A 23,328-nucleotide genomic window follows, 5' to 3' on the forward strand; every position below is an offset into this window, starting at 1 on the left:
AAGATCGCCGCCTAGGCGAAGGGGCGCACCGAACGGGCCCACGGATCGAAGCCCTCCGGATTCTCCTCCATCATCTCGCCGTACACGTCGATCACCACCTTCGCGAACTGCGCACCCACGAGCTTCATGCCCGCCACGTCCGAATGCGTGCAGATGACGGCGACGTCACCCCTGATGCAGCCGAGGAATTCGTCGGCCGCCCCGCACAGGAACGAGACGTTCCTCGGCTTCTTATGGAGCAAAAACCGTGCATACGTCATCGACCAAAGCGGATTGGCCTCGATGCAGTAGACGCGCTGCGCGATTGATCCCATCGCAACCGACAGCAATCCGATGCCGCCTCCGATCTCGACGACAACCTTGCCCTGTATCCGCGGCGCGAGCCGGTCTGCGATCATGGCGGCCGTCTCCCACTCCGTCACGGTGAGATAGGGCGCCGCGCGGATATTGTGCCTCTCCGCAAACTCTTCGTAAGACGTCGATTCTTCGTCGTTGATCACTGAAGCACTCTGTTGGTCAACCGGCACGAGAAGGCTCCTCTCTTCCTAGGTTCTCGAAGTCTCCTCTCGCCCTCAAGCGACCCTCAAGCGGGGGGTGCCCGCGCGGCGAGGATGCGCTTCGCCATCCGTTCGGCGCTATTCGATTTCGACCACCTTGAACGCGACATCCTCACGCGGCACGAAGGCACTGATCTCGAGTTCGTAGAGCGACGGCGAGCACTTTCCATTGGCGCCAATGATCACGGTGCGATAGGCCGACCGGTACACGTCCTGGATCTTGGTGTGGGCCGCGTGCAGCTTGCTCCAAATCTCAGGATCGTTAAGGAACGCCCAATGCACGACGGCCCTCATATCGCTGATCGCAGCGTCGAGCTGCGCCTCGGAAATGAGACGGTGGGCCCCGTTCTTCAGAACGGCGACCTTCACCTTTGTCTTATTCATGCTGCGGATCCTTCCGGTTGGCTGTCTCTTAAGGCCACTTCTAGGCCATGCCGTTTGATTGAACGTCACCACTATCGACGCCGCTACGCCGCTGAAAGTCAAGCGCGCCTTGGCGACTTAGCTTCCCGCCGGCGTTAACCAGGCCACGTCGCGTGAGGGATTACTTGGTTCTGGCCACGCGTCACCGGGCATCGACACATTGCTCGATCCTTATTTGGCAAGGCTTTCTGGAATTGCCTCGGACTTTCCCTCAGCGCACGAGGGAAGGTCTGAGTAAAAGTTGACTAATCCCGAGGGTTAGTTGTTCGTCGGCTATCCACCGAAAAGAAGGCCGGCACCGGCGCCCAAAGGCTTCCAGTTGGCGAAACTCCTAGTGGATCAGTGTTCCTCGATGTGAACAACGAGAAGTCCCTCCTGACGACGTCGGGGCCCGCTGACGAACCAGTTCGAGTAAACGCTTTGGCGACGGCGCGAGGGCTCTCGAGCGAGAAAAGTGCGGCCGTCATGCTTCGGAATTTGAAGACCCCGACAGCTTAGCGTTCGCCGTCTGTCCCTGCTTTCCCGACGCTCCCCCCGAAGCAGATCGAGAAGCTGGCCACTGGGGCTGCGATCGGCAGAAGCGCGCCTGCAGCGCTTCCGATAAGTCCGATAGACGCGATCACGTCCGAATGTGACACCATCTTCATGAGTAGGCACTTCGACCTTCTTGACTTCACCTTTCATTTATACTGCTCCTGTTTTAGCTTGCGGCCGACGTCGGCCGGATACGAAACTTGACCCAGTGCTGGAAGATCACCTGCGTCTCGCCCTGTTTGATGCTCTTCGAAATGACGTGATTGCCCTTGTCGTTCTCACCGTGATCGAGGGCCGGGAGCAAGATCTTGTCGAATTCCTCGCGGCTCGATACGCCGACGTAAATCAAGGTAGGCGTGACCACACCAACGAAATCGCTATGTTCTGCCATTCTGTTCCTCCATCTCGCGCGAACGATTTTCGACCTTCCCAAAACGGCCTCGGTTCGGCGCAGCAATAACGGGTTCAAGCATCAGAAGACCGCCAGGCTGGCGAGCGCGGCGTCCTCTTCCTCCGTCAACGTAGTGCTCGCGGGCTGCCGTTCGGGACGGGGCGCCACGAACAACATCGTCGCCTCGGGATGCCAGGTGTTGCGGCCGGGCCTCGCCAAGCCGGCGGCGGCGAACGCCTCGTGCGCGATGGCGCGACGAGCCCACGTCGACCTGGCCCACCGCCCGCGTGGCTCGACCGTGTATCCGTCGCGCGTCACCCAATGCGTCGCTTCCGACCAGCAGTCGCGGTCTGCATCGCTGCAGGGACGAATGCCATGGCCACGCATCTGATCGCAGACATAGGCGAACGCCGTATCGAAATGGGCAACACCGAGCCGCTTCCCATACTCGTCAACGGCAGCCAGCTTGCCGCGCCCGGCAGCAATCTCGGCAATCGCGTACGCGCGCCACACCAGCGCGCCAGCGACTTCGGAAAGCGCGATCTTGTAAGTGCCGTCCTGCTCCGCGGGCCAGGCATCGACGACCGCGGCGAGCGACCCCGGGAGCTCGTCGCGCCTGACCTTCACCTTGAAGCCGCCAGCCATCCGCGGGTCATCGTGATGCAGGCGCAGCACGGCGGTCACGTTGTCGCGGACCGCCTTAGTAATAGTATAGATGATCATGCTCAGACACTTTCCTCTGATTTCGAAACGTCCACCGCATCGCGACCGCGTCCCGCAATCGGAGCTTTGCGCGTCGGATAGACGTCTCAGGGACGCCGTTTCAGGTGATTTTCAGGGGTGCATGAAGCTTTGGACCGGGCGAAGGCTGCACATCGGAGACGCCTTCAGTCGGCACGTCCCTGCCCTCTCCATGGGCCACAAACCGCCCTCAGGGGCGATGGACACATCAAAGATAACATCGACTATTTCGCCGGCAAGCCCTCAGGCCGTGCGTGGTTAAAGCGTGTTAACTTCTGCGAGCTCGCGGTCGCCGAAAGCGACGGCGCTATGTCTTCTACGCTCGCTGGTCCGATCGGCCTCGATCTCCGCAAGGATAGCGCCGCGCCAGGCGATCTTTCCCGCGATGCCGGAGACGGCGATTTGTGGGATGTCTGGTGCTACCCGAGCAGGGCGGCGTTAAAACGCCGCAAGGCAATTTCGCAGTACTGACGAAAGCTGCGAGGCTAACGTCTCTCGGCGAGAACTCCGATTAGAAGCCGAATAATTTACAAGGTCCTGATCCGCAATGCGATGTATCAGCAGCAAGAGCAAGACGCGGGTCAAGATTTATTAACTGATCGTTTCGACACTGCGCTCGCTCAGAGCGCAGCACGAAGCAATCCGTGCTTCATCAGGGCAGCAAGCAAGCGCGGGAGGGCTAAAATGGGACTTATAGCTCACATTTACGACAGGCCGCTTGGCAACTGCTCGAATGGCGGTGTGAGCGCGAAACACAGACAGGTTTGCGTTGTCAACGTCGATGGCCCGTTCGAGCCGACTCAGGATGGCCCAGCGGTTCGGCTGATCAAACGCAGCACCGGCAACTTAGTGTGCGAGCCGCTTGGCTTGGAAAACAGGTGGACCATGTTCGGCGGCGCGTACGTTTACACGTCAGATAGCCGGTTCACTGAGGCGGTGGAAAAATTGTCTGGTTATAATCACGCGTTTCCGGTCGCCTTGCACAATCGCGTTGAATGATCATTGCCATCTTGTCAGCGTCTTGCTCTGGGCGAATCCTCACCGGCGAGACCTTCGGATCGGCCGCAGTACCGCGGGTGTAATAGCTCGGACGTCGGCCGGGCTGCACCGACAACATCCACAGATGTCCGCTTTCCCCTGAGAGCGCCGCTCCGCCGGCTCGTGACATTGAGGCAGCCGCCTCAGGCCATCGCGGCTTGCGGCGGGGACACCCGCCAGGCAATCAAGTCGCCTTTCTTGAGGCGCAGCTCGAGGGGCTCAGCGCGTCGATCAAGGAGTCGATCGCGACTGCTTGGCCTCGTCGGCGCCAGCCTCGACGACCGCGCGCTTGATGCTGACCAGGCCGCGTTCAATGGCCACCGTCTGGGCGCCGTCAGCGAAGATCTTGAGGAAGCTCTGCCAGTGCTTCGCCGGGATGCTGGACAGCGACAACGACATCAGCTCGACGATGAAGTCCGACATCAGACCGCCTCAGCCGACGGGGTCGAAGTTGCCACCGGGGTCGTCGGCTGCCTCGTCGTTGAAATTCTGCGCCTTGATCGGATACCGCGCCTGGTGGGAGCTGTGTTGACGGCGGCCTGCGGTCTGGCGACACCGCGCAGCTCGATCCAGTAGTAGTTCCGGTGCTCGGCGTAGCGCGCCTCCTCGAATGAATGGGCGCAGCAGCTTCGGTTTACCAGAGACCACCTCATCGAGCGCCAGGGGGGGGGACCACCATGACGTCCTCGGGAGCGGAGACCGCGGGCGAAGCGCGGTACCGGAACGACGGCTCGCTGGCGAGAACGAACCAGCCCTTGATCTCGATGCCCATCAGGAGCCCCCGGCACTTCCGGCGCCGTCGTCTCCAGCCGCACGTCCGGGAGGACCGGCACCTGACTGTCGTCCGCCTACTGCATATGACAACCCTCTTGTTGTTGACTGGCAGTCAGGCAAAAGCCGCAGAGCAGACGCCTAACCTCTTGCGGCACCGCCAGTCGACGATCATACCAACGCCGACGGCAAACAACGCAGTGGACGAGAACAGACCAACCGCCGCCGCCGTCTCCGCGGTCGTAAGGACGTTGCGAACGGGCATGAGCCGCGTGTACTCAAACACCAACACCGCGAAGACGAGCAGTGCTGTTGTCAGCAATGTCAAGCGCTCCGGGATCGTGTGCGGGGAAGACCTCGGACTCTGTTCCGCTTTGGCGATTTCTACGATCTCGGTGCGTTTATCTTCGATCTGGCGGGAATCGGACGTGCTTTCGGCAATGAGCGAGCGAACAACATCATCCATGTTTGGAGGCTTCTGGCCACCGTACCTGCGCCAGTCTCGCTCCATGGTGTCGATCTTTGTCTTTATAAACTGTCGCGCGGGGACCGTTGCCGCGGCTTGCTGAGCGATTTCGTGTGCCAATTCCTGCGTGCTGCGGGGCTTGCCTCTCCAAGTATTCTGGGATGGACTTGCAGGCTCACAATCGTCGACCGGAATATCCTCCGGCCGCAAAATGGGCCTGGGCGAGACGGTCGCCACCCAGGTCATCAGGGACGGCCATCGCACTCCTTCTTCCAATCGTCCAAAGAGGTCTGGAACAAAACCGTCGCGGAGCAGGCGATTCCAGATCGGCGCTTCCAATTTGCCGACCTCTTCGGCTTCGTAGTGCTGGGGCTCATCATCGGGCTCCTTCTCGTCTCCCGTGCCATCTTGATTCAGGTCCAGCGCCTTTGCGATGTTTGCCGTTATCACACAGCTCCTCGTGCCAGGCATCGTCTTGGCATACTCCATCCAGAGTGCCCGCATCTTCCGATCGCCGCAGGCGGCGCGTTCCGCGATCTCGAACGGTACAAGCGACCAGCGGACCTCAGTCCCGGCCGAGCTCTTCGAGTTTGTGCCTTTTCCAATGTATGAGCCCGCACTTTGAACATCCCGTGCTATGCCTATGTGCTGTTGTTCGCAGACGGCCGTATAGCCTTGAGCCCGGATTGCGCTGAGATATCGATCAACAAGCGCCGAACAGCCCGCGCTGGCCGCAGCCTCGTCAGTCGTCGACATCAAGAAAGCAAGGTGTTGGTGATAGTGCCAACCCTGAGTTTCCGAGTAGGTCACCTCCGGCGCGGAGATCACTCCAATTCCGGCGACGTCTGCTTGGATCCTCTTCCACGCTCTGCCTGCCCGAGCGTCCCGGCTCGCCTCTGATATGGCAGCCTTCAGCTCAGCTAGACCGTGGCCACGATTATGGCTAACGGTCAGCACAATCGTTGCAACCAGGCCGCCCTTGGCGATGGTCGCGTCGAAAGCTCGTAGTACGCGAGCCCGTCGCTCTGCAATCGCCTTGTCTGAGCAAACAGGGCAAAGCCACGGCGACCCGCACCGGTATATCCCGGTGGCGAACGCTTTCGTTCTGGCTCTGAGCTTCCGTACGTGAAGGGTGACAAGGTCCTCAGAAGACGAGGCGTACCCGCAGCCACAGACAGCGGGCCCCCTCTCTCGCGCCCCCGTTGCATAGGCCGGGGGACGAAGCATCGTTTGGATCGCACGATGGAGCTTCCATCTTTCAGATGTGGACGCCTTTGATTTGGCTCGGGTTTCTCTCTGCTCATCCTCTCGGAAACGTAGCCCCTCTACTCCCAAGTGCCCATCGTGCTGCTCATAGTTGCGCCGCCCCGTAGCAGGGAGCTTTCGTACGAACTTGCCATCATTTGCTGAGGTAGGAGGGGCAGGATCTTTCGGCGGGATATTTGCCCGCCCGGCGTTCATCCGCCGATTATGATATGCGCGGCCACTTCGGCCATCCAAAACCCTCGATTTTCGGTCATCTAGGGTATTGCAGCGATCTTACCAAAGCAAGCGGGCGAGGCTAGGCACGCCTAAGAACGGTGTTGATAGACGAGGTCGACCACGGCGGGATCGGCCAGCGTTGAGTTGCCCCCTAGGTTGCTCGGCTCGTCCTCGGCGATCTCGCGCAGTAAACTGGTGTCCCCCCGGATCGCGGCTGTTCATCTCTTTTTGATCAGAAATCATCTTCTCGAGCAGAAGACGCACGGCCGCCTCAATTTGCTTTACTTGCATCGACAGCGGTTTCGCCGCCCGTTAACGGCGACGGCGCATCGCCCGAGTCCTTGTCTTGCAGGGGCTTCTTGATATTCCTCGGACTTTCACTCACGATTCGAGGTGATGGTTGAGGGAAAGTCGGCCGATTGTGAGGGAGGTTTCCCTCAGTTGTCCCCGTGAAAGTGAAGCCCGGCGGTCGTAGCGATGAGGAAGGCGGCGTGTGCCGCGATGGTGTTCACGGGCCAGCCCGCGTCCCGTCCTGTGGTCGGGGGCGGCGGGGAAGTACGTAGCCAATTTTTCCGGCCACTTAATTCTTTGCCGTGCCTAGATTGGCTGGTGGCAGGCACTTCGGGAACGAGAGCACAGGGATGATGTTGGGAGCGGCATGACGCAGGCTATACAATTGCCAACCGTGGCAGAGATGATGGGTTTCGGCTCCAGTCACAATCCAAAAGTCTGGGAGAAACATCGCGCTCTGGTTAGAGATCCCTTTCCGCTCGACAGCGTTTTACAAAGTTGCCAATCCAAAAGCGGGAAGCTGACGCGGCATCGTGTCTTCGAAATCGCCAGAGCAAAACCTGAGTTCGGAGTTATTGCGGCGATCGTCTGGGGATTCCCCCGCGGCGGAAGACCAGGCGGCCAATGGATAAGCTTCGCGCACGCATTCGATGCGGCGCAGCGTTTTATGGAGGTGCTTGCCGAACTGTCCGCACATGCCGCACCCGCGACACAAGCTATCGAACGGCTAAATCAACTCGTTGCCGGTGTGGGCTTCGCGAGTACAACGAAGATCGCCTATTTCGCCAGAGTCAGTTTCCGAGAAGGTCCCGCTCTGATCTACGACGCTAACGTCATAAAGGCCATAACCTCGGCTAAAGACTCGTTGGCCGGCGCATTTCCGAGAACGAGGTCAATCCTCGGATCTTCCAATTTCTATCCGAAGGCAACCCGAAGCTATGGCAGCTATATCGAAGAAGCATCAGCTTTGGCAGCTCATCTTCAAACTACACCCGAAGTGATCGAGCTCGCGTTGTTTCGAAGTGCTGCGCGTCCGGGCATGTGGAGCTAGATGTCGTCGCAGGGACGCAGCGCAATGCTGCTTGCGAGAGCTGGAAGCGAAGACGATTTTCAGAACTATTTGACGTTGAATATATAAATCGTACCGTCTCGGCATGAAGATGATATTCAGCAGGCGACAATTCCTAGCTCAACTCGCAGCAGCACCAATCTCGTCCGCCATTGGTAGCGATCTCTCTGCCTTCGCCTGCGACTCCAATGATGGCCTTACGGGAGTGTGCGTCTTTGGATGGAATGAAAGCAAGTCGCCAGCACGGACTGTCGATCTACTTCTCGCGCGCGTTCGCGAATTTGTCGCCGACCTCTCGGCTGGACGTATCGCACCCGAGCTGCGCGTGGCGCGGCCCGATGGCCTGTCTCAAGTGCAGCGCGGCAATCTCGCAACTGCGAGCGCCGCGATCGACGAAATCACCTGCTCGACCATCCACGGCTTCTGCCAGCGCCTGATCAAGCCCTATCCGGCCGAAGCTGATATCGATCCCGGTGCCAGTGTCATGGACCCCAATCAGGCTGATCTCAGCTTCATCGAGATCGTCGATGGCTGGTTACGGGAGCGCCTGTCCGGCGACCAAGGCGGCATCCTCGCCGAAATGGTACTGCAGAGCCCCGGTGAGACCGTGGCGCTCATCCGCAAGATTGCCGAAAACCTCCGGCGTCGACGTGCTCTCTCCGCCCCGCCCGTGTCGCCGCTCAAAGCTCGTGTAACAGCCTTCCGGCAAGCGACGGCGGATTTTGCAGCCTTCATCCGTAAGGCTGCGGCGGTCGAATCGGAGACGGCAGTGATTGTCGAGCGGCTGACCGAGATGATGGCCGCGCTGGCCAACGGCCCCGAGCCCTACAACGCCCTCGGGTCTGGTCCGTCTCCTGACCTTGCAACCGCATCCTGACCTCTGCACGAAAGCAGGCGCATTCGCCTCGTACCGCAAGAAGGGGAAGTGGACTAACGCGGCGAAGCAGGCGGGCCTCTCAAAGGCCGATGGTGAGCGATTGAATATCGCCGCCCAAGGTCACTACACCGCCTGCTGCGATACCTGGAGCTCGCTCCTTCAGGCCTCAGCCAGCCGAGTTCTGGCTGCATTGATCGAGGAAACACGTCCGATCCTGGAACGCTTTCGCGCCCACAAGCGCGCAAGCGCCCAGCTCGACTTTGATGATTTGATCTTCGCCGCGCGCGACCTGCTGCGTGACCATGACGATGTCCGGCGCGCGCTGGGACAGCGCTTTGCGCATGTCCTCGTCGATGAATTCCAGGACACGGATCCCCTGCAGACCGAGATCTTTTGGCGGCTGTGCGGGGAGCCTACCGCCGGAGAGACCGATTGGACGCAATTTCGGGTCAGACCGGGAGCGCTGTTCCTAGTCGGCGACCCCAAGCAAGCGATCTATCGCTTCCGCGGTGCCGACGTCGGCGCCTATGTGCAGGCACGCGACGCCTTTCGTGCTCAGGATCCCGGCAGCCTCCTGCCGATCTGCACCAATTTCCGCTCGTGCGCTTCGATCCTCACGTTCGTCAACGAGCGCTTCGAGGCCGTGCTGTCGGCCGACGGTCAACCCGGTTTTACCGCCCTTGACCCATTCCACGACGATCCCCGCGACGGATCCTGCGTCGCCGCTCTCGACATCGCCGTCGCCGACGAGGACGGAAAGGCCAGCGCTGAGCAGCAACGGGATGCCGAAGCTGAGGCGGTTGCTGAAATGTGCGCGCGCCTGATTGGCAGCCATCGCATTGCCGATCGGCGCAAAGGGGCCGAACGCATCTGCCAGCCGGGCGACATCGCCTTGCTGGCCCCGACCGGAGCTGAGTTGTGGCGCTATGAGGAGGCTCTGGAACGTCGGGGAATTCCAGTGGCGACGCAGGCCGGCAAGGGTCTCTTCCGCCGGCAGGAGGTCCAAGACCTGATCGCGCTGACCCGAGTGCTCGCCGACTGGCGGGATACATTGGCGCTCGGCGCCCTGCTGCGCGGCCCTTTGGTTGGCCTCACTGAAGAGGAACTACTCGATATCATCTGGACGCTCCCGCGTTCGGAGAAAGAGCCCGATCGGATTCCTCGCCTGGATCTCGGCGTCGATCTCACCAACATCGTCCATCCACTCGCACGCGACACCATCGAGAAGCTGCAGGCGCTTTACCGGCGCGGCAAGAGCACGACGCCTCACGAGCTTCTCTCGCAGGCCGTCGACATGATGCGAGTTCGACCTCTTCTTCTCGCGCGCCATCGCGGTCAGGCCGAGCGCGCGCTCGCCAATGTCGATCTCTATCTGAGCCTGTCGACCGGCTACGCCGTGCGCGGCCTTCGCGCTTTCGCAGAGGCGATGACCACAGCCTGGACCGACGAAACACGCGCTGTCGAAGGCCGCCCCGACGCGCAGGAAGAGGCTGTCGCGCTCTTCACAATGCACGCTGCAAAGGGCCTCGAATGGCCGATCGTCATCCCGGTCAACACCATCACGGGCGTCATGTCGCCCGACAGCGCGGTCGTCGACCGCCAAACCGACACATTCTATTGTCCGGTCCTCGGCGTCGAGCCCGATGGCTATGACGACGCGCAACAAGCAGAGAAGGAGGAGCTCGATCGTGAGCGCATTCGGCTCTGGTACGTAGCCGCGACGCGCGCCCGCGAACTCCTCGTGCTGCCTCGGCTCGATGCGACTTCGGCGAGATCGGCCTGGATTGGTCTTCTCGATCTGTCGCTCGCCGAACTTCCCGCCCTCGACTTCTCCCATCTGTCGCTCGGCGAAGCCGCCGCTGACGCTGGGCCGGTCAATACCCAGACACGCGAACTCTTTGCTGCCGAGGCCGCAGCGATCGCCGCTCGCCAGACGCGCCTCACTTGGCTTGCGCCCAGCCGCGACGAAAGCGTCTCGGGCGTCGTGCTCCAGGAAGAAAAGGCCGGAATCTGGATGGGCGCCGCCGACGATCAGCTTCTGGAGACCACGATTACCGTCCAAGGCGGACGCGAGCGCGGCCTGATCCTCCACAAGCTGATGGAAGAGATCCTGACTGGGGAGATCGATGACGCCGCGTCAGCCCTCATCGAACGCGCGAACGAGCTGATCCAAGAACTCGGGCGGCTGCCCGCCGTTGATCCGACGGTAGGCCTTTCGCCGGAAGAACTGGCAGCCTGCGTCATCCGCACCTTGGCCCTGCCGGAGATCGCGCCGTTGCGGGCGGGGCTTTTGGCAGAGTTTCCCGTCTATGCCGCCGGTGCGGAGGACGACGAGGAAACGGCGACCGCCGGCATCGCGGACGCGTTGACGCTGACAGCCGCCCGGCCGTCGTGGTCGACTGGAAGAGCGATGTGAACCCCGATCATCAGACACTGGACCACTATCGCTCGCAGGTCCGCACCTATCTCGACATGACCGGCGCGCGAGACGCGAAACCTGTCGCGCGAGGATATTGTGCTGCATCGCTGCGCCCGGCGTCCAGAAGCCGGCCGGAACGTCGGCCGCATCGCGCAGCAGGCAGATCGCGCATTCGGAGATCATCTTCGAGGTGCCGACCCGCGTCGCCAACACAATGACGGTCAATCCGATCGCCGCCACCTATTCAGAGAACCAGAGGGTGCCATGGAAGCCGCCATCGACCGCATCATGCAGAGAGCGCGGATTAATCGTGCTGATGACCACCGGAACGGTGATCACCGTCTTGCCCTCGGCCCGGATGATGGCGGCCTGAGCGAAAACGACCGATGTCGTCGCACAAGCGTCTCGTCAGGCCCGCTCAACGCGAACCCTTAAACGAGGAGGCTTCCCTGTTGCTTCCTCTGCGCCTTGCAGTCGAAGGGAAGGTGCTCGGAATCCCGGTATGGCAACTGGCGGTTCCAGCCTTGCGCCAGGCCTAGCGTCTGAGGCCATTTTCAGTCCGCCAGCTTCCGGCTCATGACCGTCTAGTCGCAGCTTCAGATCTTGCTGCGGCACCACAATCGGTTACGGAGGCAGCCCTTCTTTGCCGCGGACCTTTCGACCTCACCTATAACTGGAGCCAGCGCATGCTCAAAATTTTCCGCCACTTCTCTCTCTCTCTCTCTCTCTCTCTCTCTCTCTCTCTCTCTCTCTCTCTCGCGCGCCGCCTCAACGGCAGAGCGCGTGCAAGCGAAGCATCTCGGCGGACATCATCTTGAGCATGCTCAGATCCTCATCGTCAGCGACTGGCGCGGCGCGATCTCGACTACGAGCGCCGGATCGAAATCGGGGTTCTCGCGCATCCCGTTAGCCAAAGCGTAACCACGCGGATTGCAGACGACGCGCGTGCCGCCAATCGTGTAGTCGAGCGACTTGTGGACGTGGCCGTGCAGCCAAAGGCTCGGCGCGTTCGGCCCCCTCATCAAGCCTCTTTCGATGTCCTTGGAGCCGTACAACCACGAGTGCATTCCAGGCTCGACCGACGAAGCCGGTCCCATGTGCGAAACGCAGACGGTCTCGCCGTCGTACGGTGTTTGGAGCACGCGCAAGAAGAAGTCGAAGGATTCATTGTGCAGCTTCAGCCACTGCGACGGCGTGAAGCGGTGGTCGCCGTTGCCGGCGCCCATGCGGATCTCGACGAAGTCGTTGTGGCGGTCCCGTTGTGCCCAGCGGTCCTCGTCGCGCAAGCGGCCATTTTGCGAATAGTACATCGCCATCTTCCGCGACCAGCCGGGCGGCAGCAGGCTGAAGTCGGTCCAGAGCGTCGCGCCAGCGATCCGGATGCCCATGTCGTCAAGATGCAGAACATCGTTCTGGAGGAGATCGATTCCCAGCGACTTCGCGATCTCGCGGCCGCGGGCCATCTGATCCTCGTAGAACGTGTTCTCCTCGCTGGAGCCGCGCGAGCCGCGGTAGAAGCAGTGATTGCCGGGCACGTAGACGCAGCGCCGCACGCGATCACAGAGAGTTTCCGCGATCCAGTGCAGCGAGCGCGTCATCGCATTGGTCGTGTCGCCGATCACGACCAGCACGTCGGCCTCGACCGGCGGCGGCTTCGGATAGCCGTTGCGCTCCTGGTCGATGTGCAGATCGGACTGGACTGCGAGCCGGGTCATGCGAGCCTCCTCTTCGGACCACCGCCTCCTCCGGCGCGGTCACGCATGTCTTCGGCCGGAGGAAGCGGCTTCGGGAACACGAGCGCGCCAGCGTGCGGCAGCGGCTGCACCGCGCGGACGCCGTTGATGCGGCCTCCGGGCTCGCCGGCGATATGGGGCCTGATCACCGCCGTGCTCGCCCGCGACAGGTGCCCCAGCTCGTCGGCGTTCAGACCCGCGAGCCAGTCCATGATGTCTCTCGGCATGCGCGGCGGCAGCGCGGCGCGCTGGCGCACGCTGACGGTCGCACGCGCCCAGACCCCGACCTGCAGAGCGGTGCGGCGCTCGTCGAGATCGAGAGCACGCTAACGCTCGCGGGGGCCCTGCGGGTTGTCTGTGTCGGCGGTCTCGACGCTCACGGCTTCACTCCATCGTTCTCGAAGTTGTCGCCGCCCTCGGGATCGACCAGCGGCGGCAGAGTAGCGAGGTGCGCCTTGATCTGATTGAGCCGCACCGGCGCCGGACCGAACACGTCGACGCCGACGTCGCACGACTGCTGGTTCCCGAGCAGACGGCCGTGGTGGTGGCCGTACAACATCAAGGCGCCACGCTTCATCCGGGGCCAAGATCGCCACGGATAATGAGCCAGGATGCAGTACGTGCTGTCGACGGTCACGTAGGCCACGTCGTGGATACTGGCCCACGGCAGGCTTAGGGTGTCGGGCCCATCATGGTTGCCTTTGATCAGTCTTTTGACGCCGGGTAAGGAATCGAACAGCTTGCGCAAATCTTTCGGGTCGGCGCGGTGCGCGAAATCGCCGACCACGATGACCTCATCGGTCGGCCTGACGACCGACCAGGCTGCAGCAATGGCGTCGTTCATCTCCTCTACGCTGGCATAGGGGCGCGTCTCAGGGCAGAACTTCAGCATGGCGCCGTGGAAGAAATGGCAGTCTGCAGTCAAGAACGTGCTCACTGCATCCTCCCCTTGTCCTCGAACCACATCGCCTTCGCCGCATCCACGTCGGCGGGGTCGACGATCATGTCGACGTCCTCATTGAGGCCCGGGACGTACTGCAGATCGGCGAGTCGACAGACCAGGATGTCTCCGGGCTGCTGGACGACGACTTGGCCGAGCGCGACCGTTTCGCTGGCGTGAAGCCTCACTTGGCAGCCCTCCGCTTCGCCTCGCGGCGCTCCCAGGCGCGGACCGAGATCATGGTGAGCGGGCTGGCGCGCAGCTCCTCGCCGAACGACAAGAGCGTAGGAGAACAGCGCGAGCGCGTCGACCGGCGCGGACGCGATCATCGCGCTGTCCTTTCGGATCTCGACGCGGCCGGGAGGGAACGTTGGGTCTGCGAGGTACCTCACTTGGCCTCCTTCTCGGCGGCGGTGCCGAACGCCTTTTCGTAGTCGCGCCATGCCTGCTCGCGCTCGGCGTCCGTCAGCTCGCTCCAGCGCACGATCACGTCGCCCTCGACGCTGCGCGTGACGGCGTGGAGCGGATCGTCGGTTTCGGGGGCAGTGGTCATGATCAGTCGATGCCGCTGGCCGCCTTCTCGAACGTCGGCGGTGCCATCCGAGTAGACCTGGATATCGTGCGTGTCGCTGAGCGGCCGCGCGGCAACGACAGTCGTGATCCTGTCCTTGATGGCGGACACCTCAGTCTTCGCCTTGGCCTCGACCTCGGCGAACTCCTCAACGTACTGCAGCGCTCTCTTCAGCGCGGAGCGCGCGTTGGCGAGCCACGTGCTGGCGGTCTCGCCGACGTCGTGCAGAGCGATGCGCGCCTCGAACTCGTGGATCATGGCGGCGATGTCCGAAACGTGCGGCGCGCCGTCGGTCCCCGGCAAGTCGATGCCGGCGGACAGCGCGCCGGCTGCCAGGTGCTCGTCAGTCATGAGTGCCTCCGTAAGGACTCGAAATCGATGCGATCCGCAGAATTCGATCTATCGACGGAACTAAATCTTAGGCTAACTGTGCCACTAATGTACCAGTAATGTCAATGCTGGTAGACAGTAAGCGTTCAAGCCAACCAAGGAATCGACCCCCATGTCCGACAGCCACACCAACTTCAACGCACCCGCCTTCACCGCCGGCGCGCTCACCGGCGCCGGTCTTCTGGCCGGCGCGGTAGTCTCCGGTCTGCAGTCTGTCGTGCAGGCGAACCGCGAAGCTTGCGCGCGCTGGACGCACGACGAGCTGAAGACCGCCTATAACCTCAGCGAGCTGCTGCGCTACAAGAAGTGCGAGGAGCTCGCCGAGCTGCAGGCCGAGAACGCCGAGCTGCAGGCGGAAGCATATCGCCTCCGTCTGCTCGTCCGATCCTTCACCGTGCGTCCTGCAGGCCCATCGAGATAGACAGGAAGCCCGGCGGCTCCGCGACGACAGGCGCCGCCGAGGGCCACGTCGACAGCGCCTCCAGACGCTGTACGGGGCGCACGCCCCTAATGGCGCAGACGCCGGCGATGTGCTCGCAAACCGCTTCTTTTCCAGCACAAACGATCTCGGCACACTCTTCCCGTGACAGCCCGGGAAGCCAGTTCGCGACCCCGCGCGACACCCGGGGCGGCGTCGGCGCCGGCAGCGGGCGGCCGGCGAGCATGCTGTCGGCGCACCAGGCCGCGACGATCGCGGCGATCTTCTCGGCGTTGCGACGCGTCCTGTCGCCGGTCTCCTCCAGCTCTGCCCGCAGGCTCCGCACCAGCTCGCTCGAGCCAGGCTCAGGGGGCGCCTCGATCGAGCCGCCGAGCAGCCCCGCGAACAGGCGGCCGGGGATCGAGATCAGGGCTCGGAGAAGCGCGAACGTGGCCCGCAGCGCGGTACCGATGGCGGCGAAGATCGATTTCATGGGTAGGCCTCCTTGTTGGACGGCGACACCAGATCACGCAATCCTGAAATTTCAAACGGCCACCGACGGCAAGGATTCGCCCCGCTTGACGAATTCCGCTGTTGAACATATTATGTTTATTTGTGATACATCATCGGAGACTGAGGAGTGAAGCGTTCCACGTTGCCGGGCCGCATCGAAATGGTCGGTACGGGGCTCTACGGGGAGGCGTACCGGCGCCGCCTGGCTCAGGGACTCGGGATCTCCCGCGGCACGCTGTGGGCGGTCCTGAGCGGCCGCAAGCGCACGGCCCGCGACGTCGACCTCGCATTGCTCGACCTTATCGACCGTGAGCGCGACGCGACCGCCGAGCGCGGCATGGCGCTGACGAAGCTGAAGAAATCCCTATTGTCGGCGATCAAGGTGGACCGCGATGCAGCAGCTTGATCTCCTCGCGCGGTCCGCGCCGGCCGCCGCGCCGTCGAAGGCGGCGGCGCCGTGGTCCGATGCCGAATGCGAGCGCCTCACCGATCTCTATCTCGAGACCTGCGGCGACGTCCGCGCTATCGCGGCCCGCATGGGCCGCACCGTCACCGCGATCTGGACGAAGGCTTCGTATCTCGGCCTGTCGATCGACGGCCCCGACGTGAAGCGGCAAGAAGTTCATGTCACCTCATCGCGGCGTGCGCATCTGCTCGCGCTGCAAGGATAATCGCGACCTTCCCTGGAGAGTCTACTGTCCGTGATCAACATCGCCGACCACCGCAAGACCGAACCGCGCGTCGTTCACCGCGACAAGCCGCTGACCGTCTTCGGCCGCGAATACGTAGTCCGCCGCACTTCGTCGAGCGGCAATCCGGCCGGCGGTTGGTTCTCGGTCAAGGACTCGCAGGGCGAGATGCTGTTCGTCCGGGCCGGCGACCTTCCCGACGCCGTCATCGTCGACCTGATCGGCGCCTGGACGGACGGGTTCGGCGTCGGTCGGAAGCAGGCCGCCAAGGCAGCAGCGCGCGGCACGGGAGACATCGTATGAGGCGCACCCGTCATCAGCACGCCGGATTCTATAGCCGGTTCGTGGCCGCGCTCCGCGTGATCGACCGCCGGCGCTGGCAGCGCCGCGGCGAGAAGCTGCTGACGTGCCTCCCGGCGATCTGGACCTCGTCGATAACGCCGCGCTTGCTGAGGACGACCTCCGCTACATCGAGGACCTCGTCGCGCAGGCGATGCACGACAAAGCCGCCTCGCTCCGCGCCCAGGCCGACGCCGTCGAGCGCGCCGCCCGCGAGTTCGATGACAAGTCCGAGGCCCGCCGCTTCGACGTCCGGCAGGCCGCGCGCCGCGTGTATGACGACGAGGTCGAGGATCTCGTCATGAAGTTGCACGCCTGGACGTTCCGCCACAATGAGCAGGAGGCCGCATAATGGTCGGAGGATTTCCTATCAAGCGCGCGCCGGCGCCGAAGCCCGCCGAGAGTGTGGCGCCCGAGGACGTCGAGTTCGACGAGGACGGCAGGAGGCGGATCATGGCGCCGATCGTGCCCGCCGCAACGCGTCCGCCGCCGACCTACGCGAGGCCGCTGCCGCCGATGCCTGGGCCGCGGCCCGGAGCGCTGCCGCCCCGGCCGCCGGCGCCGGTGAAGCCCGCTCCGCGCGTCGGGCCCCTGCCGCCGCCGAAGATTGCGGCGCCGGCACCGGCCGGCTTCAAGCGCCCGCCTCCGCCGACGCCGTACGTGCGCAAGCAGGCGCAGGTGAGGCTCGATCCAAACGACGTGCCGCTCGGCTCATACGGCCCAAACTGGGGGAAGTGATGCAGCAGAGCGAGATGGACTTCAGCGTGTTCGCCACCGCGGCCGCCAACCAGGCGCGCCGCCGCAACGCGCCGCCGATGCCGGATGCCGACGGCCTGTTCGATGCAAAAGGCGTCGCCGTGATCTGCGGCACGGCGCGCCTCGACCCCGACGACGAGGCGGCCATGGAGATGCTCGCGTGAGCGCTGCCTACATCGACAAGGATAACCGCAACTTTTTCAGCTACAACTTCTTCCTCGTCGAGGGCGATTCCTATGAGCTGATCCAGCGCGTCGACGACTGGTATGGCCTCTACGACTGCGGCCGGTTCATGGTGGCTCTGATCTCTCCGGACTTCGAGCACTTCGAGGCGCCGGCGAGGGTCGATCGGGAACGGCTGACCCGCAGGATCCAGACTCTCAAGCGGCTCGTCGACATGCGCGAGGAGTATTTCCGCAAGCGCCGCGAGGAGGCCGAGCGCCGCGATGCGGAGTACGCGGAGCGGATGCGGCGCGAGGAGGAGGAGCGGGCCAGCCGCCCGCCGCCGGTCTACGTGCCGGGACCGCCGACGACGAGGCTGACGCCGGCGCCGAAGGGCGTCCTCGTCGCGATGCGCGACGGCGCCGTGCTGCACGAACGCGGCATGAGGTGGTCGTCATGGACGCTGCAGCGACATGGCGAGGAGCCGAAGAAGGTCAGCACCAGGCCGCTCGACACGCTCATTGAGAACATCTTCATCGCTCGCTGCAGCGCCCTGCCTGACCACGGATGGTACGAAATCGACTGGCACATCACCGACGCCGGCTTCGCCTGGCTGGCGGCGAACGCATGATGCGGGTTACCGATTTCATCCGAATCCTAGTCGCTCTCCGCGACGGCGGCGAGGTCGTCTGGCAATCCAATTGGGACGCCCCGGACGGCGGCGTCTGCTCGGCGTCGCACCGGAGCGGCCTACAGCGCGCCGTCCGTTTCGAGGACATCACACGTTGCGTCGTCGCGGGCCTCATCGTCCCCAGCCATGGCTTTGAAGATGGAATCCGCTTTCGTCATGAGTATCGGCTGACCGCCGCGGGCATCAATGCCGCGAAGCACCTCAGGGTGACCCTCGCGCGCGCGCTCGCGACAAAATCGCGCATTACGAATTCGTAACAATATCCAGGTGTCACCTCCGGGGGGGAGTAACGGGGAGTGTCGAAGGATAGGACATCAAGTTTGATGGCGTCACCTTTGACGCTCCTCGGCATCGCACGGTGCAGAGACGGTAAGACACCGTGCGATAATGGGAAGCTAACTGACTTAGCTTCCCAAATGGCCCAGGCCGGCTTGCGGCGCCGGATGTAAGGAAGCCATGACACCGGGCGGCGCCTGTCATGATTTCCTTACACGCGGTGCGCCCGCCACGGGGTAAGGAAGTCGGGCCGAAATCGATTCCTGCCCTGATTTCCTTACCCCAAGCGCCGGCGCCCACGCCGAAATCGCGTTAGGGCTGCAGAAAACACATTATTCGAAGGGCCGCCGGCAGAAAACGCACTAGGCCGGCAGAAAAAGCCTGATTCCGGAGGCCTGTGGCAGAAAAGGCGTTACGCCGCCGCCCAATGATGGCAATTTGAACTATCGGCCGGCGCCGTCCAGCAGGCGCTGGATCTCGCGGTAGAAATCGAAAGCAACGGAATCGTAGCAGCAGGGCACCATTTGCTTCCTCCCCTTGTCTTGACGGTTGCCTTCATTTTTCCAATGGTCTCTCTCGCCGATATTGCAGCTTCAACAGTCCTCATTCTGCTCGACCTTGCAATTTTTGTATCGCTGTGACTCTCTTGATCGAGAGGAGCGAAAATGATGTCAGCCAATCATCCCTGCGACGGCCTCTTTAACGATATCCTTGAAGCATTCGAGCGCATTGCCCGAGGAGCGTCTCCGAATTGCGCGGATGCGCTGGTCAACGCTCTCCTCTCCTATGGACTTATTCGACGAACGGTACGGGTGATCGACCGCGACTCGCTCGGGCCCATCGTTCGTCATGGCTATTCACTGTCTTCTGAAGTTCAATCGGAAATGGCATCTTCGCTCAGGAGAGCACAAAGCGGTGATCGCTCACCCTCGAAGTTGCCTCAAGGTTTACGATGGTGCCCGAGCCTTCCTGTCGATCATGCCACTGCTTCGTCCGGAAGCTTCAAGATCGTCAAAACTTCATCATCCGGCAACCGGAAGGATTGCTCCTCGATCTCGAAGCGATCACACCCCTTGAACCCGAACCACGCGTCCGCCGGCATCTTCCTCGGAAAGTCTTGTTCGGCGGCATCGTTATGTGCGGCGACCCGCGGCCACGCTGCTACAGTTGGCGCAGCGCCCGCGCCAGGCCGCCCCGGAGACCTGACGATGTGCAATCTCTATTCGATCACCACCAACCAGGCCGCCATCAGCGCGCTGTTCCGCGTCGTCAACCGCTACGTCGGGAATCTGGCGCCGATGCCTGGCGTGTTTCCGGACTACAAGGCGCCGATCGTCCGGAACGGCGCTGACGGCCGGGAGCTCGCAACCGCGCGGTGGGGCATGCCGTCCTCGAGCCAAGCCCTCCTGCAGGCAACCAAAAAACGAGCCGAGAAACTGCAGGCGAAAGGCAAGACGGTCGACTTCAAGGAGTTGCTGCGGCTGGAGCCGGACAGCGGTACAACCAACATCCGCAACGTGAAGAGCAAACACTGGACGCGCTGGCTGGGTCCGGAGCATCGCTGCGTGGTGCCGTTTAACTCATTCAGCGAGTTCAACAAAGCCGAAGGAGGCGACATCTGGTTCGCTCTCGACGAGAGCCGTCCCCTCGCCTGCTTTGCCGGCATCTGGGCCAACTGGACCTCGGTGAGGAAGATCAAGGAAGGCGAGACCACCAACGACCTTAATGCGTTTCTGACGACTGAGGCGAATGCCGAAGTCTTCGCCGTCCATCCGAAGGCGATGCCCGTGATCCTGACGACGCCCGAAGAGGTCGAGACCTGGATGACCGCGCCGGCAAACGAGGCTCTGAGGCTGCAGCGGCCGCTTCCAGACGGGGCCCTCCGGATCGTCGCCCGCGGCGTCAAAGAAGATTCCGCGCCGGCCGCCGCCTAAGTCTCAGTCGCTGTCTTCGCACTGCTTGAGCTTGTCCACGACCGCTGAACTCTCGACGACCTTGCCGTCGCGGCTAAGCGGCACGTACGCCGCCTTGCGGCCCTCGGCGTCGGTGACTTCGATGACCTGCGGCATCGTGTCGGGGTACTCGCCGGCGTGCTCTCTGGTCTCCACACGGTAGCCCTCGAAGCGCATGTCGCTGCCGTCCATGGCCGGATCCTGCGGCCGCTTCTCGGGCGGCATCGGCGGCAGGTCGGGATCGGCCGCATTCCGGGGCGGCGAACTCCAAGAAGGCGGACTTCGATCGAGAAGGCGCCTAAGCTCATCGACGGCCTCGCCGCGTCGTTCGAGCTCCTCCACCGCAGCGACGACCTCGTCGCGGTCGAGAACGTCGAGAAGGTCGTTGACGGTCCGCTCGCAGTCCCGCTCGCCCGGTTCCACGTAGGTCGCCAGGATGGCCTGGGCCCGTTCGACGGCTTCCAGTACCTGCTTTTCCGCGGTCATCGGCCAACTCCACGCAACTCGCACTCGCCGATTCAATGGGCGCACGGACGCCTTGTTCCTCTGTCGGCACACCGGGGAACACGTGGAAAAGCGCAGCCCCGGTGATTTCGAATCCCTGGGCTGTGATAGCAGCGCGGAACGCACGGCGGCCGACAAGGATTCGTGGAAGGCCAAGGAGCTATTTCGATGCTGATCTTCAAGGAACGGCGGCCCGTGACTCGGACGCTGCGAGGCTGGGCGATATCGGTGCTGCAGGAAGCCGGCGCCATCCGCGAGTGTGAGGAGCACGGCTGGGTGCAGGACCGCGCCGATCCGCATGCCCGCGAGCGCGCGTTCGAGATCGCTCGGCAGGATCAGCCGCCCGGCGTCTCTCCTGACGAAGCCGCGGCCGAGGTGCGCGATGTTCTGGATTCGATCGGCGACACCTGCCCGGAGTGCCGGCCCGACTAGGCGGCCTCTTCCGTCCAACCGAGACTCCTCGCGGCCGGCCGCAGGCGTGTGAGTTCGCTCCACACCAACGCAATCCGGATCCATGTCAGCCGTTCGACGCCAGAGCCTTTGTCTGAGGCGGGGCTCAAGCGCTGGCGGCGAACAAATCCCACTTGCCCGGCAGCCCCTTGAGCTCATACGAACCGCGCTCGCTGAACCGCAGTCCCGCTCCGGCCACGAGATCCGTCACCACTCGCGAAACCAGCACCTCGTCAGGCCCCGATTGCGACATGACGCGGGCCGCCGCGTGGACCGCGATGCCGCCGATGTCGCTCCCCCGCATCTCGATCTCTCCGGTATGCAAGCCGGCGCGTACCGGTAGTCCGATCTGGTGCGCAGCATTGCTGAAGGACAGCGCGCAGCGGATCGCGCGACCTGGCCCGTCGAAGGTGGCAAGCACGCCGTCTCCGGTAGTCTTCACCAGATTGCCGCGGTGCCGCTCGATTAGCTGTCGCGCAAGGGCGTCGTGCTGGTCCAGTCGGCTCCGCCACCGCTGGTCGCCGATCTCGGCGGCCTGCCGCGTCGAGTCGACGATGTCCGTGAACATGACGGTGGCGAGAATGCGCTCCAGATCGGCGTCCCCCGCTTCGCGATGCCCCGTCACGAACTCCTCGATGTCGCCGACCACCGTCTCGGTGTCGCCCGTCCAGAAGGCGTGATCTCCCGCCGGATATTCGATGTACTTCGCGCCCGGGATTTCCGCCGCCATCCGACGGCCCAGGGCGACCGGCACCTGCGCGTCCGTCGCCCGATGCAGCACCAGCGTGGGGGCCCGGACACACGGAAGAATGCCGGTGACGTCTATCCGGCGGTTCGAAATGATGTAGGACTTGATGGCGCCCGGGCTGCTCGCCAGCTTCTCGAACTTCGCGATGCGCGCGGCAGCCTCCGGATTGGAGGCGTCGCTCGCGAAGACGTTGCCCAGAAAGGCTCCATTGCCCCACACTTTGACGAGGTTCGCCAGTCTTTCTTCGGCGGCGGCCGGCGACCAGTTCGGCGGAAAAAGGTCGGCGATGCGAGCAAGTCCGCCGAAAAGAACCAGGTGAGAGACACGGTCCGGATAGGTGGTCGCGAACAACACGCTCATGGAGGCGCCTTCGGAGAATCCGACCAACACGGCACGCCGAGATCCGACGGCATCCATGACCGCGCGAATGTCGTCGATGCGCTCGTCGAGAGAGGGGACATCGGCAAGCCTGTCGGACAACCCCTGCCCTCTCTTGTCGAAGGTAACGACCCGAGAGAACCTGGCCATCCGGCGGAGGATCTGCGTGTACCCCGGCAGTTCATGCTGATAGTCGATATGCGAGATGATGCCGGGCACCAGGATGATGTCGAGCGGGCCGCTGCCCATCACCTGGTATGCGATACTGAAGTCGCCACTCTGGGCATATTGCGTCTCGGGCAATGCAAGTTCAGCCATGGCCAGCCCCCTGCGCTACGTGAAGGAGTATTCTTCAAATCAAGCATGAGAGCAACAAGGGAGGGCGGCAGCGGTGAACTCCCGCTATCGGCGCGGGACTTCGGCCAGGGCCCGGTCCCTGCGGAGTGTGTCACTGGCGCCGGGCGCAATCATCAGGTCTGGGGCTTTCGTTTCGCTGCCGCCTCGCGAGCCAGCCGCCCGGCCTTCAGCCGCTCCCGGTTCGCATGGAACGCCTGCTGGGCGCGTTCGTGCTCCGACACTGCCACCTTGGCGTCCGCGTCTCGAAAGACCTTTCGAGCTTCCCGTTCGGCCGCGGTCGGCGTCTTCCGCTCCGATATGCGATTGCTCGTTGCTCCCTCCTCCGGGCGCAAACGGTCCTTGCGCTATAGTGCGCAATTAGGACCGCCAACCTGGTGGGTAGGTTTTCCCCCGGCGGGGCTT

General features: G+C 63.0%; 30 protein-coding genes. 16 read left to right on the forward strand and 14 right to left on the reverse strand.

The genetic code is table 11. From position 1 onward, the window contains the following. Nucleotides 1–11 precede the first annotated feature (11 nt). From BLV07_RS04250 to BLV07_RS04265, 4 genes are all read right to left on the reverse strand, one after another. Complete coding sequence (locus BLV07_RS04250) at nt 12–527, reverse strand: class I SAM-dependent methyltransferase (RefSeq protein WP_143035341.1); 516 nt, start codon at nt 525–527, stop codon at nt 12–14. Nucleotides 528–635: 108 nt separating this feature from the next. After that, entirely contained in the window at nt 636–941 is a 306-nt protein-coding gene (locus BLV07_RS04255; RefSeq protein WP_091880046.1) for a hypothetical protein, read from the reverse strand. 739 nt (nt 942–1,680) lie between these two features. Then, nucleotides 1,681–1,905: a hypothetical protein gene (locus BLV07_RS04260; protein WP_091880049.1), complete on the reverse strand. Its 225-nt coding sequence runs from the start codon at nt 1,903–1,905 to the stop codon at nt 1,681–1,683. An 81-nt stretch (nt 1,906–1,986) separates the two neighbouring features. Then, entirely contained in the window at nt 1,987–2,628 is a 642-nt protein-coding gene (locus BLV07_RS04265; protein WP_091880052.1) for a hypothetical protein, read from the reverse strand. 702 nt (nt 2,629–3,330) lie between these two features. Between BLV07_RS04265 and BLV07_RS04270 the strand changes: the two genes are divergently transcribed. After that, complete coding sequence (locus BLV07_RS04270; protein ID WP_143035342.1) at nt 3,331–3,645, forward strand: DUF8317 domain-containing protein; 315 nt, start codon at nt 3,331–3,333, stop codon at nt 3,643–3,645. Nucleotides 3,646–3,915: 270 nt separating this feature from the next. Here the strand turns inward: BLV07_RS04270 and BLV07_RS04275 are convergent, their stop codons facing one another. Both BLV07_RS04275 and BLV07_RS04280 read right to left on the reverse strand, forming a co-directional pair. Next, nucleotides 3,916–4,107 (reverse strand): hypothetical protein, encoded by a 192-nt coding sequence (locus BLV07_RS04275; protein WP_091880058.1) that lies wholly within the window; start codon nt 4,105–4,107, stop codon nt 3,916–3,918. A gap of 463 nt (nt 4,108–4,570) precedes the next feature. Continuing rightward, on the reverse strand, nt 4,571–5,749 hold the full coding sequence (locus tag BLV07_RS04280) for a hypothetical protein (RefSeq protein WP_143035343.1): 1,179 nt from the start codon (nt 5,747–5,749) through the stop codon (nt 4,571–4,573). Between the two features lie 1,312 nt (nt 5,750–7,061). On the opposite strand from BLV07_RS04280, the gene BLV07_RS04285 reads away from it, so the two are divergent. From BLV07_RS04285 to BLV07_RS47330, 4 genes are all read left to right on the forward strand, one after another. Next, nucleotides 7,062–7,745 (forward strand): 8-oxoguanine DNA glycosylase OGG fold protein, encoded by a 684-nt coding sequence (locus tag BLV07_RS04285; protein ID WP_091880066.1) that lies wholly within the window; start codon nt 7,062–7,064, stop codon nt 7,743–7,745. 103 nt (nt 7,746–7,848) lie between these two features. Then, entirely contained in the window at nt 7,849–8,640 is a 792-nt protein-coding gene (locus tag BLV07_RS48585; RefSeq protein ID WP_244550952.1) for a UvrD-helicase domain-containing protein, read from the forward strand. A 100-nt stretch (nt 8,641–8,740) separates the two neighbouring features. Next, nucleotides 8,741–11,056, forward strand: a complete 2,316-nt coding sequence (locus tag BLV07_RS04290) for a UvrD-helicase domain-containing protein (RefSeq protein WP_244550953.1) — start codon at nt 8,741–8,743, stop codon at nt 11,054–11,056. 97 nt (nt 11,057–11,153) lie between these two features. Then, nucleotides 11,154–11,432 (forward strand): hypothetical protein, encoded by a 279-nt coding sequence (locus BLV07_RS47330; protein WP_176945266.1) that lies wholly within the window; start codon nt 11,154–11,156, stop codon nt 11,430–11,432. Between the two features lie 451 nt (nt 11,433–11,883). Here BLV07_RS47330 and BLV07_RS04295 read toward each other — a convergent pair whose 3' ends face one another. The 5 genes from BLV07_RS04295 to BLV07_RS04315 form a co-directional block, all read right to left on the reverse strand. Next, nucleotides 11,884–12,774, reverse strand: a complete 891-nt coding sequence (locus BLV07_RS04295) for a metallophosphoesterase (RefSeq protein WP_091880069.1) — start codon at nt 12,772–12,774, stop codon at nt 11,884–11,886. Continuing rightward, on the reverse strand, nt 12,771–13,004 hold the full coding sequence (locus BLV07_RS04300) for a hypothetical protein (RefSeq protein ID WP_091880072.1): 234 nt from the start codon (nt 13,002–13,004) through the stop codon (nt 12,771–12,773). Before BLV07_RS04300 ends, BLV07_RS04295 begins: the two co-directional genes overlap by 4 nt. 164 nt (nt 13,005–13,168) lie before the next feature. Beyond that, entirely contained in the window at nt 13,169–13,729 is a 561-nt protein-coding gene (locus BLV07_RS04305; RefSeq protein WP_143035344.1) for a metallophosphoesterase, read from the reverse strand. Next, nucleotides 13,726–14,124 (reverse strand): hypothetical protein, encoded by a 399-nt coding sequence (locus BLV07_RS04310; protein ID WP_091880078.1) that lies wholly within the window; start codon nt 14,122–14,124, stop codon nt 13,726–13,728. Before BLV07_RS04310 ends, BLV07_RS04305 begins: the two co-directional genes overlap by 4 nt. Then, a complete protein-coding gene (locus tag BLV07_RS04315) occupies nt 14,121–14,654 on the reverse strand; it encodes a hypothetical protein (protein ID WP_091880081.1) in 534 nt (177 codons plus the stop codon). Before BLV07_RS04315 ends, BLV07_RS04310 begins: the two co-directional genes overlap by 4 nt. 151 nt (nt 14,655–14,805) lie before the next feature. On the opposite strand from BLV07_RS04315, the gene BLV07_RS04320 reads away from it, so the two are divergent. Continuing rightward, nucleotides 14,806–15,114 (forward strand): hypothetical protein, encoded by a 309-nt coding sequence (locus tag BLV07_RS04320; RefSeq protein ID WP_091880084.1) that lies wholly within the window; start codon nt 14,806–14,808, stop codon nt 15,112–15,114. Here BLV07_RS04320 and BLV07_RS04325 read toward each other — a convergent pair. Next, nucleotides 15,083–15,604, reverse strand: coding sequence for a hypothetical protein (locus BLV07_RS04325; protein WP_091880087.1), 522 nt, complete (start codon nt 15,602–15,604; stop codon nt 15,083–15,085). The genes BLV07_RS04320 and BLV07_RS04325 overlap by 32 nt on opposite strands. A gap of 147 nt (nt 15,605–15,751) precedes the next feature. Here BLV07_RS04325 and BLV07_RS04330 point away from each other — a divergent pair, with 147 nt between their 5' ends. From BLV07_RS04330 to BLV07_RS04380, 9 genes are all read left to right on the forward strand, one after another. Then, nucleotides 15,752–16,030 (forward strand): hypothetical protein, encoded by a 279-nt coding sequence (locus tag BLV07_RS04330; RefSeq protein ID WP_091880090.1) that lies wholly within the window; start codon nt 15,752–15,754, stop codon nt 16,028–16,030. Beyond that, a complete protein-coding gene (locus BLV07_RS04335) occupies nt 16,017–16,295 on the forward strand; it encodes a hypothetical protein (protein WP_091880092.1) in 279 nt (92 codons plus the stop codon). The genes BLV07_RS04330 and BLV07_RS04335 overlap by 14 nt, the downstream gene beginning before the upstream one ends. Nucleotides 16,296–16,325: 30 nt before the next feature. Further along, a complete protein-coding gene (locus tag BLV07_RS04340; RefSeq protein WP_091880095.1) occupies nt 16,326–16,616 on the forward strand; it encodes a hypothetical protein in 291 nt (96 codons plus the stop codon). 103 nt (nt 16,617–16,719) lie between these two features. Next, a complete protein-coding gene (locus tag BLV07_RS04345) occupies nt 16,720–17,004 on the forward strand; it encodes a hypothetical protein (protein WP_091880097.1) in 285 nt (94 codons plus the stop codon). Continuing rightward, a complete protein-coding gene (locus BLV07_RS04350; RefSeq protein WP_091880100.1) occupies nt 17,004–17,390 on the forward strand; it encodes a hypothetical protein in 387 nt (128 codons plus the stop codon). The genes BLV07_RS04345 and BLV07_RS04350 overlap by 1 nt, the downstream gene beginning before the upstream one ends. Beyond that, the gene (locus BLV07_RS04355; protein WP_091880103.1) at nt 17,390–17,572 is read left to right on the forward strand and encodes a hypothetical protein; all 183 of its coding nucleotides are present in this window, start codon (nt 17,390–17,392) and stop codon (nt 17,570–17,572) included. Before BLV07_RS04350 ends, BLV07_RS04355 begins: the two co-directional genes overlap by 1 nt. After that, nucleotides 17,569–18,201, forward strand: a complete 633-nt coding sequence (locus BLV07_RS04360) for a hypothetical protein (RefSeq protein WP_091880106.1) — start codon at nt 17,569–17,571, stop codon at nt 18,199–18,201. Before BLV07_RS04355 ends, BLV07_RS04360 begins: the two co-directional genes overlap by 4 nt. Continuing rightward, a complete protein-coding gene (locus BLV07_RS04365) occupies nt 18,198–18,518 on the forward strand; it encodes a hypothetical protein (RefSeq protein ID WP_091880109.1) in 321 nt (106 codons plus the stop codon). The genes BLV07_RS04360 and BLV07_RS04365 overlap by 4 nt, the downstream gene beginning before the upstream one ends. 1,227 nt (nt 18,519–19,745) lie before the next feature. Continuing rightward, nucleotides 19,746–20,471 carry an SOS response-associated peptidase gene (locus BLV07_RS04380; protein WP_091880118.1) on the forward strand — a complete coding sequence of 242 codons (726 nt, stop codon included), beginning with the start codon at nt 19,746–19,748 and terminating at the stop codon, nt 20,469–20,471. A gap of 3 nt (nt 20,472–20,474) precedes the next feature. Here BLV07_RS04380 and BLV07_RS04385 read toward each other — a convergent pair whose 3' ends face one another. Further along, nucleotides 20,475–20,975: a hypothetical protein gene (locus BLV07_RS04385; protein ID WP_091880121.1), complete on the reverse strand. Its 501-nt coding sequence runs from the start codon at nt 20,973–20,975 to the stop codon at nt 20,475–20,477. Nucleotides 20,976–21,161: 186 nt separating this feature from the next. Here BLV07_RS04385 and BLV07_RS04390 point away from each other — a divergent pair, with 186 nt between their 5' ends. Continuing rightward, a complete protein-coding gene (locus BLV07_RS04390; protein WP_091880124.1) occupies nt 21,162–21,425 on the forward strand; it encodes a hypothetical protein in 264 nt (87 codons plus the stop codon). A 124-nt stretch (nt 21,426–21,549) separates the two neighbouring features. Here the strand turns inward: BLV07_RS04390 and BLV07_RS04395 are convergent, their stop codons facing one another. Next, a complete protein-coding gene (locus BLV07_RS04395) occupies nt 21,550–22,887 on the reverse strand; it encodes an adenylate/guanylate cyclase domain-containing protein (protein ID WP_091880128.1) in 1,338 nt (445 codons plus the stop codon). Between the last annotated feature and the right edge of the window lie 441 nt (nt 22,888–23,328).

Source organism: Bradyrhizobium sp. Rc2d, from assembly GCF_900099855.1.
Lineage (GTDB): Bacteria > Pseudomonadota > Alphaproteobacteria > Rhizobiales > Xanthobacteraceae > Bradyrhizobium.

Excerpts from the sequence above, each read along its gene's own strand:
- BLV07_RS04350 (WP_091880100.1), top strand. The coding sequence starts at position 17,004 with ATGGTCGGAGGATTTCCTATCAAGCGCGCGCCGGCGCCGAAGCCCGCC.
- BLV07_RS04260 (WP_091880049.1), bottom strand. The coding sequence starts at position 1,905 with ATGGCAGAACATAGCGATTTCGTTGGTGTGGTCACGCCTACCTTGATT.
- BLV07_RS04355 (WP_091880103.1), top strand. The coding sequence starts at position 17,390 with ATGCAGCAGAGCGAGATGGACTTCAGCGTGTTCGCCACCGCGGCCGCC.
- BLV07_RS04315 (WP_091880081.1), bottom strand. The coding sequence starts at position 14,654 with ATGACTGACGAGCACCTGGCAGCCGGCGCGCTGTCCGCCGGCATCGAC.
- BLV07_RS04380 (WP_091880118.1), top strand. The coding sequence starts at position 19,746 with ATGTGCAATCTCTATTCGATCACCACCAACCAGGCCGCCATCAGCGCG.
- BLV07_RS04285 (WP_091880066.1), top strand. The coding sequence starts at position 7,062 with ATGACGCAGGCTATACAATTGCCAACCGTGGCAGAGATGATGGGTTTC.
- BLV07_RS04255 (WP_091880046.1), bottom strand. The coding sequence starts at position 941 with ATGAATAAGACAAAGGTGAAGGTCGCCGTTCTGAAGAACGGGGCCCAC.
- BLV07_RS04385 (WP_091880121.1), bottom strand. The coding sequence starts at position 20,975 with ATGACCGCGGAAAAGCAGGTACTGGAAGCCGTCGAACGGGCCCAGGCC.
- BLV07_RS04325 (WP_091880087.1), bottom strand. The coding sequence starts at position 15,604 with ATGAAATCGATCTTCGCCGCCATCGGTACCGCGCTGCGGGCCACGTTC.
- BLV07_RS04335 (WP_091880092.1), top strand. The coding sequence starts at position 16,017 with ATGCAGCAGCTTGATCTCCTCGCGCGGTCCGCGCCGGCCGCCGCGCCG.
- BLV07_RS04365 (WP_091880109.1), top strand. The coding sequence starts at position 18,198 with ATGATGCGGGTTACCGATTTCATCCGAATCCTAGTCGCTCTCCGCGAC.
- BLV07_RS04300 (WP_091880072.1), bottom strand. The coding sequence starts at position 13,004 with ATGGACTGGCTCGCGGGTCTGAACGCCGACGAGCTGGGGCACCTGTCG.
- BLV07_RS04270 (WP_143035342.1), top strand. The coding sequence starts at position 3,331 with ATGGGACTTATAGCTCACATTTACGACAGGCCGCTTGGCAACTGCTCG.
- BLV07_RS04390 (WP_091880124.1), top strand. The coding sequence starts at position 21,162 with ATGCTGATCTTCAAGGAACGGCGGCCCGTGACTCGGACGCTGCGAGGC.
- BLV07_RS04395 (WP_091880128.1), bottom strand. The coding sequence starts at position 22,887 with ATGGCTGAACTTGCATTGCCCGAGACGCAATATGCCCAGAGTGGCGAC.
- BLV07_RS04265 (WP_091880052.1), bottom strand. The coding sequence starts at position 2,628 with ATGATCATCTATACTATTACTAAGGCGGTCCGCGACAACGTGACCGCC.
- BLV07_RS04320 (WP_091880084.1), top strand. The coding sequence starts at position 14,806 with ATGTCCGACAGCCACACCAACTTCAACGCACCCGCCTTCACCGCCGGC.
- BLV07_RS04275 (WP_091880058.1), bottom strand. The coding sequence starts at position 4,107 with ATGTCGGACTTCATCGTCGAGCTGATGTCGTTGTCGCTGTCCAGCATC.
- BLV07_RS04295 (WP_091880069.1), bottom strand. The coding sequence starts at position 12,774 with ATGACCCGGCTCGCAGTCCAGTCCGATCTGCACATCGACCAGGAGCGC.
- BLV07_RS48585 (WP_244550952.1), top strand. The coding sequence starts at position 7,849 with ATGAAGATGATATTCAGCAGGCGACAATTCCTAGCTCAACTCGCAGCA.